At 60.4% G+C, this 15,780-nt stretch carries 10 protein-coding genes; 3 read left to right on the top strand and 7 right to left on the bottom strand.

The genetic code is table 11. The features are described 5' to 3' along the window. Positions 1–15: 15 nt before the first annotated feature. From LCH65_RS24710 to LCH65_RS24685, 6 genes are all read right to left on the bottom strand, one after another. Positions 16–1,725: a ShlB/FhaC/HecB family hemolysin secretion/activation protein gene (locus LCH65_RS24710; protein ID WP_054081051.1), complete on the bottom strand. Its 1,710-nt coding sequence runs from the start codon at positions 1,723–1,725 to the stop codon at positions 16–18. Positions 1,726–2,337: 612 nt separating this feature from the next. After that, a complete protein-coding gene (locus LCH65_RS24705) occupies positions 2,338–3,579 on the bottom strand; it encodes a M20/M25/M40 family metallo-hydrolase (protein WP_226439879.1) in 1,242 nt (413 codons plus the stop codon). 73 nt (positions 3,580–3,652) lie between these two features. Beyond that, positions 3,653–6,706, bottom strand: coding sequence for an efflux RND transporter permease subunit (locus LCH65_RS24700; RefSeq protein WP_099266159.1), 3,054 nt, complete (start codon positions 6,704–6,706; stop codon positions 3,653–3,655). Continuing rightward, positions 6,703–7,836 carry an efflux RND transporter periplasmic adaptor subunit gene (locus tag LCH65_RS24695; RefSeq protein WP_099266160.1) on the bottom strand — a complete coding sequence of 378 codons (1,134 nt, stop codon included), beginning with the start codon at positions 7,834–7,836 and terminating at the stop codon, positions 6,703–6,705. Before LCH65_RS24695 ends, LCH65_RS24700 begins: the two co-directional genes overlap by 4 nt. Positions 7,837–7,852: 16 nt before the next feature. Beyond that, positions 7,853–8,701, bottom strand: coding sequence for a MipA/OmpV family protein (locus tag LCH65_RS24690; protein WP_003435876.1), 849 nt, complete (start codon positions 8,699–8,701; stop codon positions 7,853–7,855). A 19-nt stretch (positions 8,702–8,720) separates the two neighbouring features. After that, positions 8,721–10,193: an efflux transporter outer membrane subunit gene (locus LCH65_RS24685; RefSeq protein ID WP_003372021.1), complete on the bottom strand. Its 1,473-nt coding sequence runs from the start codon at positions 10,191–10,193 to the stop codon at positions 8,721–8,723. Positions 10,194–10,291: 98 nt separating this feature from the next. Between LCH65_RS24685 and LCH65_RS24680 the strand changes: the two genes are divergently transcribed. Together LCH65_RS24680 and LCH65_RS24675 are read left to right on the top strand one after the other, a co-directional pair. Continuing rightward, a complete protein-coding gene (locus LCH65_RS24680) occupies positions 10,292–10,981 on the top strand; it encodes a response regulator (protein ID WP_003435879.1) in 690 nt (229 codons plus the stop codon). Between the two features lie 5 nt (positions 10,982–10,986). Continuing rightward, positions 10,987–12,162 carry an ATP-binding protein gene (locus LCH65_RS24675; protein ID WP_003435881.1) on the top strand — a complete coding sequence of 392 codons (1,176 nt, stop codon included), beginning with the start codon at positions 10,987–10,989 and terminating at the stop codon, positions 12,160–12,162. 23 nt (positions 12,163–12,185) lie between these two features. On the opposite strand, the gene LCH65_RS24670 is transcribed toward LCH65_RS24675, so the two are convergent. Beyond that, on the bottom strand, positions 12,186–13,673 hold the full coding sequence (locus LCH65_RS24670) for a SulP family inorganic anion transporter (RefSeq protein ID WP_003411446.1): 1,488 nt from the start codon (positions 13,671–13,673) through the stop codon (positions 12,186–12,188). 428 nt (positions 13,674–14,101) lie between these two features. Between LCH65_RS24670 and mapR the strand changes: the two genes are divergently transcribed. Further along, positions 14,102–15,511: a GntR family transcriptional regulator MpaR gene (mapR, locus tag LCH65_RS24665; protein WP_058417309.1), complete on the top strand. Its 1,410-nt coding sequence runs from the start codon at positions 14,102–14,104 to the stop codon at positions 15,509–15,511. Positions 15,512–15,780 lie beyond the last annotated feature (269 nt).

Genomic DNA, 15,780 nt, shown 5'->3' with positions numbered 1-15,780 from the left:
TTGAATACGGTGTGATTAGAGGAAAAAGTCCATACGGAAATAGATCGGCGCTTCGCGCTCGATCACATCGGGACGTTCCAGGGAATGAGCGAACGTCACTGAGGCAGCAACGTGCTGGCCACGCGTAAACAGCTCGAACGAGTTACTGGACAAGCGCCCATGCTGATTGCCGTTGTAACGGTCATTGCGAATAACACCCTGGTCGTAACCGGCAGCCGCGCCATACTCGGCGAACACCGGGCGCAGCCAGTCCAGGGTGACCGGGCGAGTCAGGCGCAACTCGTTACGCCAGTAACCACCGCTGTCGCCAGACAGAAACTCATCCTTGTAACCGCGCACCGATGCTGATCCGCCCAGGCTGGTGCGTTGCGAGCTGAACAGCACATCCTCACTGCGCTGCCCGGTGGCCAGGCTGGTGAAGCTCAGGTTTTCGCCCCACAGTTGAAAGGGGTGCAGGTAGCTGAGGGTGCCGGTGTATTTGCGATACCGTGCATCAGCCTCACCCGGGCGAGGATCGTGGTTGCCCTGCGCGTCCAGTGCACCGATGCCTTGCTGCATGCCCAGATCGATGTTGACGAACGCCGAGCCAACCCGCCGCCCATGGTTGATACCGAACTGCGCCTCGGTGATGCGATTGCTGCTGACCGCCAGCTTGCTGTCTTCGACATAATTGTTGGTGCGCAGGTAGGACAGACCGGCATTGAGCGAGGTCTTGCTCAGCGCGTCGCGATACACGACCCGCTCGGCCTTGAACTGGTGGTTCTGGCTATCGCCGTCCTGCTTGAAGTTGACGTTCGAGGCCTGCGCCACCGAACGATATTCACTGGTGTTGTACAGGTAGCTGAACGTCCACCAGCCCCACGGCAGGCTGTAGGCAAGCGAGGCGTTGCGGGAGGCTTTCTGCCGATCGCTGATCGCATCGTGGCCGCCGCGCAGGCTGAACTGGTCGGCCAGCCCCGACGGATTATCCCACTCAAGGCCAGCGTTCCATTGCTGCTCGCCGGTGCTGCGCTGACCTTCGTTGGTACGCGACAGGTTGGCCCGCCATGGTTTTTGCGGAGTGTTCTTGACCACTACGTCACTGCCGCCGACGACTTGGCCGGGGGTCAGTTCCATCTGCGCCTGATTGGATGGCAGGCGATTGAGCTGATCGACCATCTGCTCGATTTCGCGCAGGTTGACCATCTGGCCTTCTTTACCGGGAAACGTCATGGCCAGCTCACGCGCCGACAGACCGCTGGCGGCATCGCCACGCAGATGCTCCAGCTTGCCTTCGATGACCAACACTTGCAGGTCGCCAGTGGACAGATCCTGTTGCGGCAGGTAGGCGCGAGTCGTCACCAGGCCTTTTTCGAGGTAGTGATCGGTGATGACTTTCAGAAGCTCATTGAGCTGCGCAACACCAAGGCACTTGCCAATATAGGGCTTGGTCAACGCATCGCGCTCGGCGGCCGACAGCGAGTCGGCGCCCTTGAGCTCGATACGATTGATGGTGAAACAACGTGTATCGGCCGGAGAACTCGGGGCAGCGGGTGCGGCTTGTTTGCCCGGCAGGTCCTTGAGTTCTTCAAGACGGCGGCGCTGCTCTTCGAGCAGGCGATCCTGACGGTCACGAATAAGATCCTGGTCACCTGGCAAACTGGCGGGAGCAGTGGCTGCAAGCAAGGTAGCTGGCGCGAGGGCGAGCAGTAGCAGCAAAGCCAGTTTTAGGGCATGAGGATACACGGCGCGTCCTTGCGGTAGCATATTGATATCAAAAAGGTGGGCAATACTAGAGCGCCATCATAGCGGCGTCAAATATTTGTATCGACCTTGTATCCGATTTGCTGAACTTTTTTTGAAGCTTATTTTTACAACACTGACCTTTAGCCAGCGCCCAAGGGTCATGTGCTTAGTATTGATAGAGGACAGCGTATCTTTTCGACATAGCATTAAGGTCATAATTAAATATATGCAGAAATGCTGATCGGCTAGCACGCGAAAACCGGCTCGTGTCAAGGCCGCAGATACACTAGTAAAATGACTATGGTCTAAGGAAACAGGCGCAAGCATGCTGACCTTCCAGGGCCCTGGAGCGGCGCCGACGGTCTTTTTTGCATGGCCAGGGTGTAAAACAGAGGCAGCAGGTTTCGATCAAACCCTATGATGTGGCGCATGAGCAAAACGGGGATGAACAATAACAACTAGTTGTCGGCCAACACTCGACAATGAACCGCTATGCCAGAATCGGCGTCGCCTGCCGTTGTATGGAGTATCGGGTCTCTGCAGCCTGTAGCTATTTAAAAGCGAGTCATCGACTCTACAGCCTCCCGCGCCACGCACGGGAGGCCTATCGAATCACTGTTGCCCGGACAACTTCATGATCATTCGCGACAGCAAGTAGATCCGCGGCGCCACGCTGCCCACTTCGGCATACTCTTCGGGCGTATGGATATTGCCGCCGACAATCCCGAAGCCGTCCAGCGTTGGTGTACCCACGCTGGCAGACAGACTTGAATCCGCCGCCCCGCCGCTGCCCTCGATGGTCAGGGTGCGACCCAGTTCGCCGTAGATGCCTTGCGCCATCGCGACCAATGCATCGGACTGCGCGGTCTGCGGCATCGGTGGCAGGCCACGGACCAGACTGGTCTTGACCTCGGTATCAGGCACCAGCTTGGTGGCCGACACCCTGGCCAGGTCCTGCTCGACGCGGTCGAACTCCTCCGGTACGGCAGCACGCACATCGGCCTTGGCGCTGGCCTGATCGGGAATCACGTTGGTGCGATCCCCCGCCTTGAGCACGGTGAAGTTGATGGTGGTTTTCTTCTCCTCGTCACCCAGCTTGCCGAGTTGCAGGATCTGATGGGCAACTTCGGTCGCGGCGTTACGTCCCAGCTCAGGCGCAACGCCTGCATGCGAGGCCTTGCCTTTGACTTCGACCAGCGCGGTTGCCGAGCCTTTGCGCCACACCACCAGACCGTCGGCCGGACGCCCCGGCTCCAGGTTGAGCGTCACGTCATGCTCCTTCGCGGTTTTCTTGATCAGCTCGGTAGCAACGCCTGAGCCGGTCTCCTCGCTGGCATCGAGCAACACCGTGATTTGCGCGTAGTCGGTGAATTTCAAGTTGTGCAGCACCTTCAGTGCATAGATAGCCGCAACGATGCCGCCCTTGTCATCCATCACCCCTGGGCCATAGGCACGCCCGTCCTTGATGTGAAACGGACGCTCGGCCGCGGAGCCTTCCTTGAACACGGTGTCCATGTGCGCCATCAGCAGAATCTTCGCCTTGCCGGTGCCTTTCAGGGTGGCGATGACGTGGTTGCTGGCCTCTCGCGTATTTGGAACGAGCTCGATGGTGGCACCGAGCTTTTTCAGTTCTTCGATCGCGATGTCGCTGACCTTGGTCAGGCCCGGTACATACCCGGAACCCGAGTCGATGTTCACCAGACGCTCCAGCAGCTTCAAGGCTTCGTCCTTGTATTGCTCGGCATCGGCCTGGATGGCCTTGTGCGGTTCGGCCATGGCCAATGGCGCCAGGGCTGTCAACGCAAGCGCCAGGGCGAGATGGGCGGCCAGTGGCGAGCGGGTAAATGAGCGCATGTGTTTCGTCCTTGTGTTCGATCATCGAGGTTTTCTCAGGACCATACCCTACACACGCACCGGCCGTCATGGCTCAGCTCGCCTTGCGCCAGCGCTCGAAGCGGTCGAACAGCAGCGCGTAGAGGATCGGAATCAGGCCCAGTGTCACCAGCGTACCCAACGCAAGGCCACCCATGATGGTGATCGCCATGCCCTCCCAGAGCGGGCCGGCAAACAGCATCAGCGGCACCAGCCCGATGATGCAGGTCAGTTTGGTCATCACGATCGGCCGCAAGCGCTTGATCGCGGCATGGACCACTGCGTCACGCACCGCCAGGCCTTGCTCGCGCTCAGCCTCGATACGCTCGAGCAGCAGCACGGCGTTGTTGACGATGATGCCGGCCAGCGACAGCAGCCCGAAGGTGGCCATGAAGCCGAACGGATAGCCGGTGAGCACCAACGCCAGCGCCACGCCGATCAGCACGAAGGGCACGCTGGAGATGACGATCAGCAGCTTGCGGAACGAATTGAACTGCCAGACGAACAACAACAGCATCGCGACCAGTGCATGCGGCATGTACTGCAACAGCGCCTGATTGGCTTCGGCCGAGTCTTCAATTTCGCCACCCGGTTCGATGTGGTAACCCGCCGGCAGGCTGATTGCAGCTATCTGCGGTGCCAACTGTTCGACGATCGAGGTCGCCGTCATTGACGGATTGTGCCCCACCACCGTGATTGCGCGTTGCAGATTACGCCGCTGAATAGTCGATGCCTCGGCCCTGGGCTCGACAGTGGCAATGGCCGACAACATCAACGGCGCGCTCCCGGAAGCCGGATAAATCAATGTGCTGTCCAGATCATTGCCCGGTTTGCTCAGGGTGCTCTGCTCGCGCGCCACAATGGCGACAGCAGTATCGCCATCCTGCAGCGACGACACGGACAGCCCGCTGTTTCTCAGTTGCAGGGCCTGGGCGATGTCCTGAGTGGCAACACCGGCCTGCAGGGCCTTGTACGAATCGACAACAACGTCGTAACGCAGCAATCGGGTCCGCCAGTCATCGTGGACATCCAAGGTTCCGGGCAACGCCGACAATGCCTGCTCGATCTGTCGGGCAGTACCGCGCAACACTTCCTCATCAGGACCGATGACCCGGTAGACCGCAATCCCCGCCTCGGTGGTGCCCATCGAGAATCGTTTGGGCTGCGCTTCGATTTCGGGGTGCTGCGCGAGGATAAACTGCCGTGTGCGCTCGATCACCGCATCGAGGTCGGCACCTTCGCGCACGCTGACAGTGAAATACGCGATATTCGGCGCGGGCAACGGGGGATTGAGGCCAAGCACGATCCGCGGCCCGCCACTGGCGACATAACCAATGCTGTGTTCCACATCCTGATCGCTGCTCAGCCACTGGCTGATATCACGCACCGCTCGCGACGTGTCTCGCGAGCTGCTGCCGGGCTCGAGCACCAGCGGAATCTGGAACTGCATGCGATCCGACTTCGGCAGAAAATCGTACGGCACCCGGGTCAGCACCACGACCGCCAACGCCAGCAAACCCATCATGCAGGCGATGAAGAGCAGCGAGTGATTCAGCAAACGCTCGATGACCTTGCGATAGCCACGGTAGAACAGCGATGCATACTCATCGGCATCATCCGCCGACGCTTTGCCGGCCGGCACCCTGGCGAAGTAAAAGCACAACAGAGGCGTCACCGTGATGCTGAGCAGCCAGGAGCTGATCAGCGTCGTGGCGAGCACAACCGCCAGCGAACGCAGGTATTCGTTGGTACTGGTCTGCCCCAGAAAGAAAGGCGAAAACGCCAGGACGATGACCAGTGAAGAAGTCAGCAGAGGGATCATCAAGGTGCGCCCGGCCTCCTCACAGGCGCGCTGTCGATCCTCCCCCGCATGCAGGCGTCGCTCAATGTCTTCGGCGATGACAATGCCGTTGTCCACCAGCAAGCCCAGCGCCAGGATGATCGCGGCAATCGACACCGTCTGCAGTTCGATCCCCAGTACGCGCATGACCAGCAGCGTACTGAGGATGGTCAAGGGCACAATCACCCCGACCACCAGCCCGGTGCGCCAGCCCAGAAACAGCATGACCACGCACATCACGATCACCACCGTCTCGGCCATGACGTGATACATCTTGCTCATCTCGTGCTCGACCACGCTGGACTGGAAGGTCACTACATGCAAGGTAAAACCCGTCGGAAGTTGCTGCTCCAGCTCAGCGAGTCGCTTGCGCAAGGCATCACCGAAGGTTTGCACATTGAGGCCTGGCTGCATCGAAACGGCCAGTACCACAGCATCCTGTCCCTGATAGATCGCTTCGGTTTCCGGCGGGTCGACAGGGCTCACCGATACCCTGCTCAGGTTCTGCAACGCGACCTTCTGACCACTGGGCAACTGCACCGGGAACTGCCGAAGCTGCTCCGGCGAAAGCACCTCGCCACTGATCGAAAGCGTGGTGCTCTGCTGCCCGATGACCGGGTTGCCTCCCGTCGCGATCAGGTTGCGGGCCTGCAGTTGCTGAAGCAGCTGTTGCGGGGAAAGCCCGGCGGCGGCCAGCGTCTGGTGATTGAAGTCGAGGTAAATGCGTTCATCCTGCAGCCCATACAGCTGGACCTGATCGACGCCCTTGAGCTCATAAAGCTGATTACGCAAGCGCTTGATCGGGCCACGCATCTCGCCCATGGTGAAGCCCGGCGCGGTCAGCGCGATCGAAGCCACGGCGACGCGACCGAAATCATCATCGACAAAAGGCCCTTGGGTGCCGGGCGGAAAACCACCGCTCGTTTCACTCACCTTCGCCCGGAGCCGTTGCCACAGCAGCCCGAGATCCTTGACGTTGTCATACGCCGTAACCTGCACGATCACTCGGCCAGGCTGGACCGTGGTGAGCACGTTCTTGATCTCGGCCAGTTCACGGATACGCTCTTCGAGCGGCCTGGCGAGCAGTTCCTCGGTGCGCTCTGCGGACAGCCCTTCCAGAGACACGCTGACCAATGCGTCGCGAACGGTCACCGAAGGTTCTTCCTGAGAAGGAAAGCTCAAAAACGTGACAACACCGGCCAGCAAAATCAGCAAGGCAGCGAACAGGGTCAGGCGGCTTGCGCCCATGGCGCGGGAGGTAAGGTTCATTGCGCGTCACCGGTCAGGCGAGTGTCTGAATGAAACAGCGTGACGGGCTGACCGTCCTGCAGAAAAGCGGTGCCGGCAGTGACCACCTGCTCACCTGCGACCAGCCCGCTGACGACCAGTGCCCGACCTTCTCTGACCATACCCAGCGTCACGGAGCGTACGGCGACTGTTCCTCCCGCCTGGTAAACGAAGACTTCAGCAAGGTGGCTGTTGGCACCCATCCTTAACGCTTGCACTGGAACCGACAGCGACTGTGCGTCGGCAGCGGGATGCATTTGCACAAGCAGCGTGACGCCACTGGGCAGCCTGCCGGCAGGCCGCAGCACTCGGAACACAGCCGTTCTGACCAGCCCGTCATCAGCGCGGGGCGAAATGCCTTCCAGGGCGAGATCAAACCCTACCGTACCGTCTGCGCTGCTGGAGGCCCTGGCGAGGTCGCCCGGCTCAAGCGACTCGGCAAGTGCCAACGGAACAGCCGCCACCACTTGTTGCTCTGCGGCGGACTCTATATCCAGCAGCACCTGCCCGGCGGGCAACACGCTCTGCGGTTGTGCATGACGGGCCACCACGCGCCCGGCAAAGGGTGCGATCAAGCGGGTGCGATCCAGTTCGCGACGGGCCAGGTCCAGCTCGGCCTGCGTGCGCATCAGCTCGGCGCTGGCTTGTTCACTGGACGAGTGGGCCGACTCGACCACGCTCTGGGCGACACTGCCCGCTGCGAGCAGGTTTTGCTGACGCTGGTAGTTACGCTGGCGCTCCAGCGCCTGAGCCCGAGCCAGCCGCAAAGCGGCCTGCGCCTCCTGCAGACGCAATTGCGCAGGCTGCGGATCAAGGCGGGCGAGCACCTGGCCCGGCTTGACGCTATCACCAATGTCGGCCCGCAGTTCTGTCAGGGTGCCTGCCGATTCAAACGCCAGACTGGCGCGATCCTGCTGCCGAACGGTGCCAATGAAGCGCAACGCAGCGCCCTCTCCTGCCCGGACCGTCTCAACCTTGACAGCCCGGACAGGCGGAACGCTGGCCGTCTGTTTATCACCGCAGCCACTGATCATCAGAGTGATCAGCACGACGCCGCAAGCGCGCGACACACACCGCCGTAGGACCGGAAACGCATCAGGATTCAATCGCATGGCAGGCTTCAACCCTTCAGAAAGCGTAATTCAAGGCAATCAGGCCACTGCCTTCGGCATCGGTCTCGACCAGCGGACTGCCGCGGGTCTGGTCGGTGTAATGCGTTACCCCGACGCTTGCGACGGTTGACCAGTGGGCGTCGAAGGTATGCTGCCAGGCGAGCGCCGCCGAGTAGGCGTAAATGCCGCTGTCTGCGCTGAAACTGGAGAAGCCGGTGCGCTGACTCTGGATCGGGCTCACGCCGAAATAGGTCTGGTTGTAACGGCCGTCACCAGCGTGCGCATCGATGTCGAGGGTCACCGTATCGGTCTGACTGTGGTAGGCGATGCCCTCGAAACCCAACCGGTAACGATTGCCACGTTTTTCACCAGCCACCCGCAGTTCGGCCTCGGCACTGACGGACAGCCACGGCATGAGTTGCTGGGAAACCATGAAGTCGCCAACGGTCGCGCCCTTGACAGTGCCCATCCCTCTCAGCTCGTTGGAACCAGGCCGATTCGTACTGTTTTTCTCGGTACGACCGAAATCGTAATTGAGTGCAGCGCTGGCACCGAACCCGGAATCCGACTGCCATTGCAGCCCCAGACCGCGCGTGGTGTCGGCGAAGAAGATACCGCGCTGGACCGTCAGCATGGGCACCACCTGACTGCGGTATTCATCGGCCCCCATGTAGCGCGGCAGCACGGCCATGCCGAGCCCGAAATTGACGTTGAACCGGTCACCCAGCATCGACTGGCCTTCGGCAGTGCTGTCCTGGGCGCAGGCCTGACCTGCCAGGGTCATGGCCGCAGAGGTGATCAACACGGTCAGCACAGGTTTAAGCAGCGCAGACCGCAGGTGAGTACGAGAGATTGCAGGGCTCATGGGGATACTCCGGTGTCATTCAGGATTGGGGTGGGGTTGTCGGTTCTGCTCCGTGCAGCACTCGAAACAGATCGATGCGGTTTTGCTGCAGCGCATCGAGGGACTGGCGAGCGGCTGCGTCGGCTTCAGCAATACGGAGAGTGGAAACCAGCAATGCAGTGCGCTCGACGGCGCCCGCATTGAGTTCAAAGGACAGGCGCCGCACTTTTTCCTGGACCAGCGCAACCCGCTCGACCTCGTTGCGGACATGGTTCAGGGCCTGCTGACGGCGGGTCAGCACAGCGGACATTTCACGGAATGCGTTCTGCACAGCCTTTTCATACTCGGCCACCGCGATCTGCTGACGCACCTTGGCAAGGTCCAGGTTGGCCTGATTACGCCCGCCGTCGAACAGCGGCAGATTCAACTGCGGCGTAAACAGCCAGGCCCCGCTGCCGTTGCTGAACAAGGTGCGCAGGCTGTCGCTCTGCAAGCCCACGCCGGTACTGAGTTTTATGGACGGAAAGAACGCCGCACGGGCAGCACCAATGTTGGCATTGCTGGCCTTGAGGGCTTCTTCGCGCTGACGGATGTCAAAGCGTTCCAGCAGACGCTGAGACGGCAGATTCGACAGCCAGGACGGCGTCTCGACCAGCGCGGTGGTCAGCGCTGGGGTGTCTGGCGTGCTGACGGGCAATACCGTCGAATAGCCGGTGAGTAACAACAAGGCCTGCGACGCGTTGGCGTGATCGCTTGCCGCATCCTGCACCTGCTGTTGCGCGCTCAGGGTGTCGAGGCGCTGTGCCATCAGATCATCCAGCGAAAGCGCACCTTGACGCTGCTGCTCTTCGGCCGCCTTGACCAGCATCAGCCGGGCCTCGTGAACCGCCTGCGCATCCTGTTGCACAGCAGCGGCCAGACGCTCGGCCAGCCAGGCGCGGGCGACTTCCGCAATCAACGCACTGCGTGCCGCCTGCTGGCCGTAGGTGCTGGCCAGATAATCGTGCCGCGCCGCCTCTGACAGGCTGCGCACGCGCCCGAAGAAATCCAGTTCAAAGTCAGAGACGCCCACCGACGCGATGGAAATGTCCTGGCCATAACGCTCGTCGGCGGCCGCATTATCGAAGTGCTGACGATCGCGCTCGACACCTGCAGCAAGGGTCGGAAAGCGATCGGCGCGGGTAATGCCGCGCATTGCCCTGGCCTCCTCCACACGCAGCACCGCCACACGAAAATCGCGATTGAACGCGAGGGCCGATTGCAGCAACCGGCGCAGTTCGCCTTTTGGCGACAACTCGCCAGCCAGCGCTTCTTCGTCGGCACTGAGCACGACGGCGCTGGAGGTATTCGAGGCCGGGACCACAGCGGACGCCTGATCGACCGGGACCGGCAACGCCGGACGCTGATAGGCCGGTATCAACGAGCAGCCCGAAAGAGTCAGGCTCGCCAGCATGGCCAGGCAACGCCAGCGGCGGTTGCGGATACGCTTGGACAGCGGTGTACTCATCGGCATAGGATCTGTCCGCGACAGTGGGCTCTGGACAGCATCCTGAACGTCGACTTTCAACAAACCGTTCGTGAATTATCAAGATTTGATCAAGAGGCGCGCTCGTGTCAGGAAAACGCATTCTTATCGTTGAAGACGACGCCGACAGTGCCAGCATTCTCGAGGCTTACCTGCGTCGTGACGGTTTCAACGTCGGGCTGGCCGAAAACGGTCAGCGCGGTATCGATATGCACCGTCAGTGGAAACCCGACCTGATTCTGCTGGACGTCATGCTGCCGCTTGTCAGTGGCACCGACGTGCTGTCGGCCGTCCGGCGCTGCAGCGACACGCCGGTGATCATGGTCACCGCCATGGGCGACGAACCGGAAAAACTCGGCGCCTTGCGCTATGGGGCCGACGATTACGTGGTCAAGCCCTACAACCCGCGAGAAGTGGTGGCCCGCGTGCATGCGGTTCTGCGGCGCTCCCAGCAGAACGGCAACAACGAGCGTCATTTGCGCTACCAGAACCTGCTGGTGGAGCTGGATGCGGTCACCGCGATCATTGAAGGTCAGGATGGCGCAGAGACCGTACTCGACCTGACACCTACCGAGTTCAAGATCCTTTCAACGCTGCTGAAAACGCCGTCCAAGGCCTTCACTCGCGAAGAACTGCTGGAAATCTGCCTTCCCGACAGCGAGGCGCTGGCCAGGGTTGTCGATGCGCATGTGCATAACCTTCGGCGCAAACTGGAGATCCATGGCGTGGAAAATGTGCTGGTCACCGTCCGTTCGGTCGGCTATCGGTTCAGGTGATCTTCATGCGAGATTTTTTCAGGCACAGACAAAAACCGTTGTGGCACTGGGTCGGCATGCGCATGAGCATGCTCGCCGTCGGTGCGGTCATCGTCATCGCGTTCTGCATGTGGCTACACGTCACAGTCTCTGACTGGCTCACCCTGCAGGCAATGCCGGCCGACGTGCGCATGGAGTTCCTGCGGCTGCAGGCCGAGCCCACCCTGGACATGGTCAAGCTGCGCGAACTGTTCTTCGAGTATTACCCGATCGAAAACCTGCTGCCGGGCATTGCCAACAAGGAATGGTGGGTGCTGGCAGCGCTGGTGTCGATCGCGATCCCGATCATCATATTCTTCGGCTTTCTGTTTTCCCGTCCGCTTTCCAGCCAGTTCTCCTCGATTGCCAGAGGCGCACGTCAGGTCGCCCAGGGTGACTTCAAGACGCGCCTGCCGATGAGCGCCAACGACCCGGACGAATTGCAGGCGCTGGTCAGCGACTTCAATACCATGACCACTCAGCTCGGCCGTTACGAACTGGAAGTCAGCGAGTCCAGTGCCATGATTGCCCATGAGCTGCGCACGCCACTGAATGCCGCCATGGGACGCATACAAGGCATGATCGACGAAGTGTTCCCGCGTGACCTGGCACAACTGGAAATGGTCCACCGCCAGCTCGGCCAGTTGAACAAACTGGTGAGTGATCTGCACCTGCTCTCGCTCGCCAGCGCGGGTCAGTTGACCCTGGACAAGACGGAGTTTTCCCTTGAGAAACTGGTGGTCGAACGTCTGGGCTGGTTTGCCACGCCGCTCGATGAGGCAGGTGTCGCCGTGACGATCGACATCCCGCGGAAATTGACCGTCAACGCCGACCGTGACCGGATCGGCCAGGTCGTGAATATTCTCGTCGATAACGCGCTGCGCTATTCGGCGATGGGTGGTGAGCTGCTGATTGTCGGCAAAGCCAGCGCAGGGCGCATGGAACTGACCGTCTCGGACCGCGGCCCCGGCTTTGACTCGGAGAACCTCGAACAGGTGTTCGACCGCTTCTGGCGTGCCGAACGTTCGCGGGCGCGCTATTCGGGAGGCAGCGGCCTTGGCCTGTCCATCGCCAGGGCGATTTGTCTCGAGCACGACGGCACTATCGAGGTCCGCAACAGGCCAGGCGGAGGATCCGTCATCCGCCTGGAGATTCCGGGCTGAGCCTGCCTGTCCGGCCCCGCAGATCAGTGCCCCATCAACGAATCGATACCGTCCGGCTTGTCATGCACACCAAAGCGGTCCACCAGCGTAGCGGTGGCCCGGTTCATACCGATAACGTCGACGCTGATGCCCGCCTTTCTCAGTTTCAAAACCACCTTGTCCAATGCGGCCACAGCGGTGATGTCCCAGAAATGCGCCTCGCGCAGATCGATGACCAGTGTCTCGAGGCTTTCACGCAAGTCGAATGAAGCCATGAAACGGTCAGCGGAGGCGAAGAATACCTGGCCGGTCACGTAGTAGGTGCGATGGCTGTGGAAGGGATCACGATGCGACGTGACATCGAGGAAGTGAGCGATCTTGCTGGCAAAGAACATCGAGGCAAGCAGAGAACCGACCAGCACACCATAGGCAAGGTTATGGGTCGCCACGACCACCACCACGGTGACCACCATCACGATGTTGGTCGAGAGCGGGTATTCCTTGAGGTTGCGGATCGATCCCCAACTGAAGGTACTGATCGATACCATGATCATCACCGCCACCAGCGCCGCCATCGGAATACGCGCCAGCCATTCGCCCAGAAACAGCATCATGATCAACAGCAGTAAACCTGCGCTGAGGGTTGAAAGACGTGTTCTGCCGCCAGACTTCACGTTGATCATCGACTGGCCGATCATGGCGCAGCCAGCCATGCCGCCGATCAGACCCGTGGCGATATTGGCAATGCCCTGCCCCTTGCACTCACGGTTTCGGTCACTGGTGGTATCAGTCAGGTCATCGACGATGGTCGCGGTCATCATCGACTCCAGCAGGCCCACCACGGCCAGCGCGGCGGAATACGGCAGAATGATCAGCAGTGTGTCGAGATTGAGCGCGACGTCCGGCCACATGAAGGTCGGCAGACTGTCGGGCATTGCGCCCATGTCACCCACGGTTCGTACATCAAGCCCCATGTAAATGGAAATTGCGGTGAGCACCAGAATGCACACCAGCGGCGAAGGCAGCAACTTGCCCAGCACCGGCACGCGCGGGAACAGGTAGATGATTGCCAGGCCCGCTGCGGTCATGGCGTAAACCGGCCAGGTCACATGGGTCAATTCCGGCAACTGGGCCATGAAAATCAGAATCGCCAGTGCATTCACGAACCCGGTAACCACCGAGCGTGAAACGAAGCGCATCAACTCACCCAGGCGCAGATAGCCGGCGATGATCTGCAATACGCCGCAGAGCAAGGTGGCGGCCAGCAAATACTGAAGCCCGTGCTCTTTGACCAGATTCACCATCAGCAAGGCCATCGCACCTGTAGCCGCAGAAATCATCGCCGGGCGCCCGCCCACAAACGCGATGACCACGCAGATACAGAACGACGCGTAAAGCCCGACTTTCGGGTCTACCCCGGTGATGATGGAGAACGCGATGGCCTCTGGAATCAGGGCCAATGCAACGACAAGCCCGGCCAATACATCGGCACGAACGTTGGAAAACCACGTAGCTTTGATTTTTTCGAGCATGGAAATACCTGTGACAGACGCAGCAAGACGCACGGCAGCGATTGCCGGACGAGCAGGAGCATCGGTTTTCGATTAAGTAGTCAGAGTGGGAGTGGCGGCGACCAAAAAACGGGCGCAGCAACGGGCGACTGCAGCAAGAAGGCAGTCAAGTGTTGCGAGGGGGGGCGTAGCGCTAAGGCGGCGTAGGCAGCCAGTTGGAACGGGACACGTCTATTTCCTTCGATGGGTCGTAAGGCGCTGGCATCATAGACCTATCCGTTTGAGTGATTCAAGCGCAAGTCATCTCCCCGAACGACCTGAGTGACGGATGACGCAACACCCTGAAACACGTGAACAAGCCATCTGATTCTGTTTTTTACAGTTGTTGTGTCTCTGTTCGTTATGGCCGGTTTCGCTCATGATGCAGCCTTGTTCATTCGATGCCGCTTATGAAACGTTACGAAAAATTCGCCGCCGACATCTCGGAAATGATTCGCAGCGGCGTCCTGCCCGCCGGGGAAAAAGTCCCGTCCGTACGCGTCGCGAGTCGCACCTGGTCCGTCAGCCCGGCGACGGTCTTCAAGGCCTATTACCTGCTGGAAGACAAGGGACTGATTCAGGCCCGCGCACGCTCCGGGTATTACGTACGCGAGCATGCCGCCAATGCACTGACCGAACCTGAACTGATCAGACACGCCAGCGAAGGCACCGAACTGGGTGTCAGCGACCTGATCTTTTCAGTGCTCGGCTCGCTCAAGGACCCGGACACCGTGCCATTTGGCTCGGCGTTTCCCAGCCCGCACCTGTATCCGTTGGCGAGCCTGGCAAAGTCGATGGCTTCAGCTGTGCGTGCGCTGACGCCTGCGGGCATCGTCAGCGACATGACCACCGGAAACCCCGAGCTGCGCCGACAGATCGCCCTGCGCTACATGATCAGTGGCGTGCGCTTGCCCGCTGACGAACTGGTCATCACCAATGGCGCCATGGAAGCCCTGAACCTGTGCCTGCAGTGCGTCACCGAGCCCGGCGACCTGGTCGCCATCGAAGCTCCGGCGTTCTATGCCTGCCTTCAAGTGCTGGAGCGTCTGAAGCTGAAAGCCGTCGAAATCCCCGTGCATCCGCGTGACGGGGTGGACCTCGATTCGCTACAGGACAGCCTGACACGCCTGCCGATCAAGGCTTGCTGGTTCATGAGCAGCTTTCAGAACCCATTGGGCGCGAGCATGACTCAGGAAAACAGGATCAGGCTCTACGACCTGCTGGAACAGCATCAAATCCCGTTGATCGAGGACGATGTGTACGCCGAACTGTATTACGGCGCCAAGGCGCCTCACCCGGTCAAAAGCCTGGATCGCAGCGGACTGGTGATGCACTGCAGCTCGTTTTCCAAGACCCTCGCGCCCGGCTATCGGGTCGGCTGGGTGGCAGGCGGGCGTTACACCGAGCAGATTGACCGCCTCAAGCTCATGACCACCCTCTCCCCTTCGGTCCCCGCTCAGGCCGCGCTCGCCGACTACCTCAAGCACGGCGGCTATGACCGCCATCTGCGTAAGCTGCGCGACACCCTCGAACTGCAACAAGGCGCGATGCTCGCTGCAGCCGCCCGCTATTTCCCGGCGGCGACACGCGTCACCCGCCCCGTCGGCGGCTACTTTCTGTGGTTCGAATTCCCCGAGCAGGTTGATTCGCTGCAGCTCTTTCAACTCGCACTCGCGCAGGGCATCAGCCTGGCACCCGGCCCGATCTTTTCCGCGTCACGGCGCTTCAAGAATTGCGCGCGCCTGAACTACGGCACTCCCTGGGACGAACGCAGCGAGCAGGCCATGGCAATGCTGGGCCGTATCATCGCGTCGTTCTGAGCGTTTTCATGCCTTGCACAAAGACAACTGATCCGTATTTTTAAGCTGTTTCTGAATCTGTACCAGAATCTGTCCGAGCACGATAATGGCAGCGCATTGAAACGCGCAGGCCAACCGCCAAGAGTGGCGCCTGCGACTCGTTACAGACAGATCGATCAGCAGGAGACGCTCATGGGCAAGCTCGGACTTTCATTGATAGGTTTTTTGTTATTGGCGATTGCGGTGGGTTTGCTGGGGACTATTTCGCCGTATTGAGCATTGATTACCGC

Source organism: Pseudomonas sp. MWU16-30316, from assembly GCF_020515645.1.
GTDB classification, from domain to species: domain Bacteria; phylum Pseudomonadota; class Gammaproteobacteria; order Pseudomonadales; family Pseudomonadaceae; genus Aquipseudomonas; species Aquipseudomonas cerasi.
This window is presented reverse-complemented; position numbering and strand designations above follow the sequence as displayed.

Coding starts and splice junctions, on each gene's coding strand:
- LCH65_RS24705 (WP_226439879.1), bottom strand. CDS start 3,579: ATGCGCTCATTTACCCGCTCGCCACTGGCCGCCCATCTCGCCCTGGCG.
- LCH65_RS24700 (WP_099266159.1), bottom strand. CDS start 6,706: ATGAACCTTACCTCCCGCGCCATGGGCGCAAGCCGCCTGACCCTGTTC.
- LCH65_RS24695 (WP_099266160.1), bottom strand. CDS start 7,836: ATGCGATTGAATCCTGATGCGTTTCCGGTCCTACGGCGGTGTGTGTCG.
- LCH65_RS24690 (WP_003435876.1), bottom strand. CDS start 8,701: ATGAGCCCTGCAATCTCTCGTACTCACCTGCGGTCTGCGCTGCTTAAA.
- LCH65_RS24685 (WP_003372021.1), bottom strand. CDS start 10,193: ATGCCGATGAGTACACCGCTGTCCAAGCGTATCCGCAACCGCCGCTGG.
- LCH65_RS24675 (WP_003435881.1), top strand. CDS start 10,987: ATGCGAGATTTTTTCAGGCACAGACAAAAACCGTTGTGGCACTGGGTC.
- LCH65_RS24670 (WP_003411446.1), bottom strand. CDS start 13,673: ATGCTCGAAAAAATCAAAGCTACGTGGTTTTCCAACGTTCGTGCCGAT.
- mapR (WP_058417309.1), top strand. CDS start 14,102: ATGAAACGTTACGAAAAATTCGCCGCCGACATCTCGGAAATGATTCGC.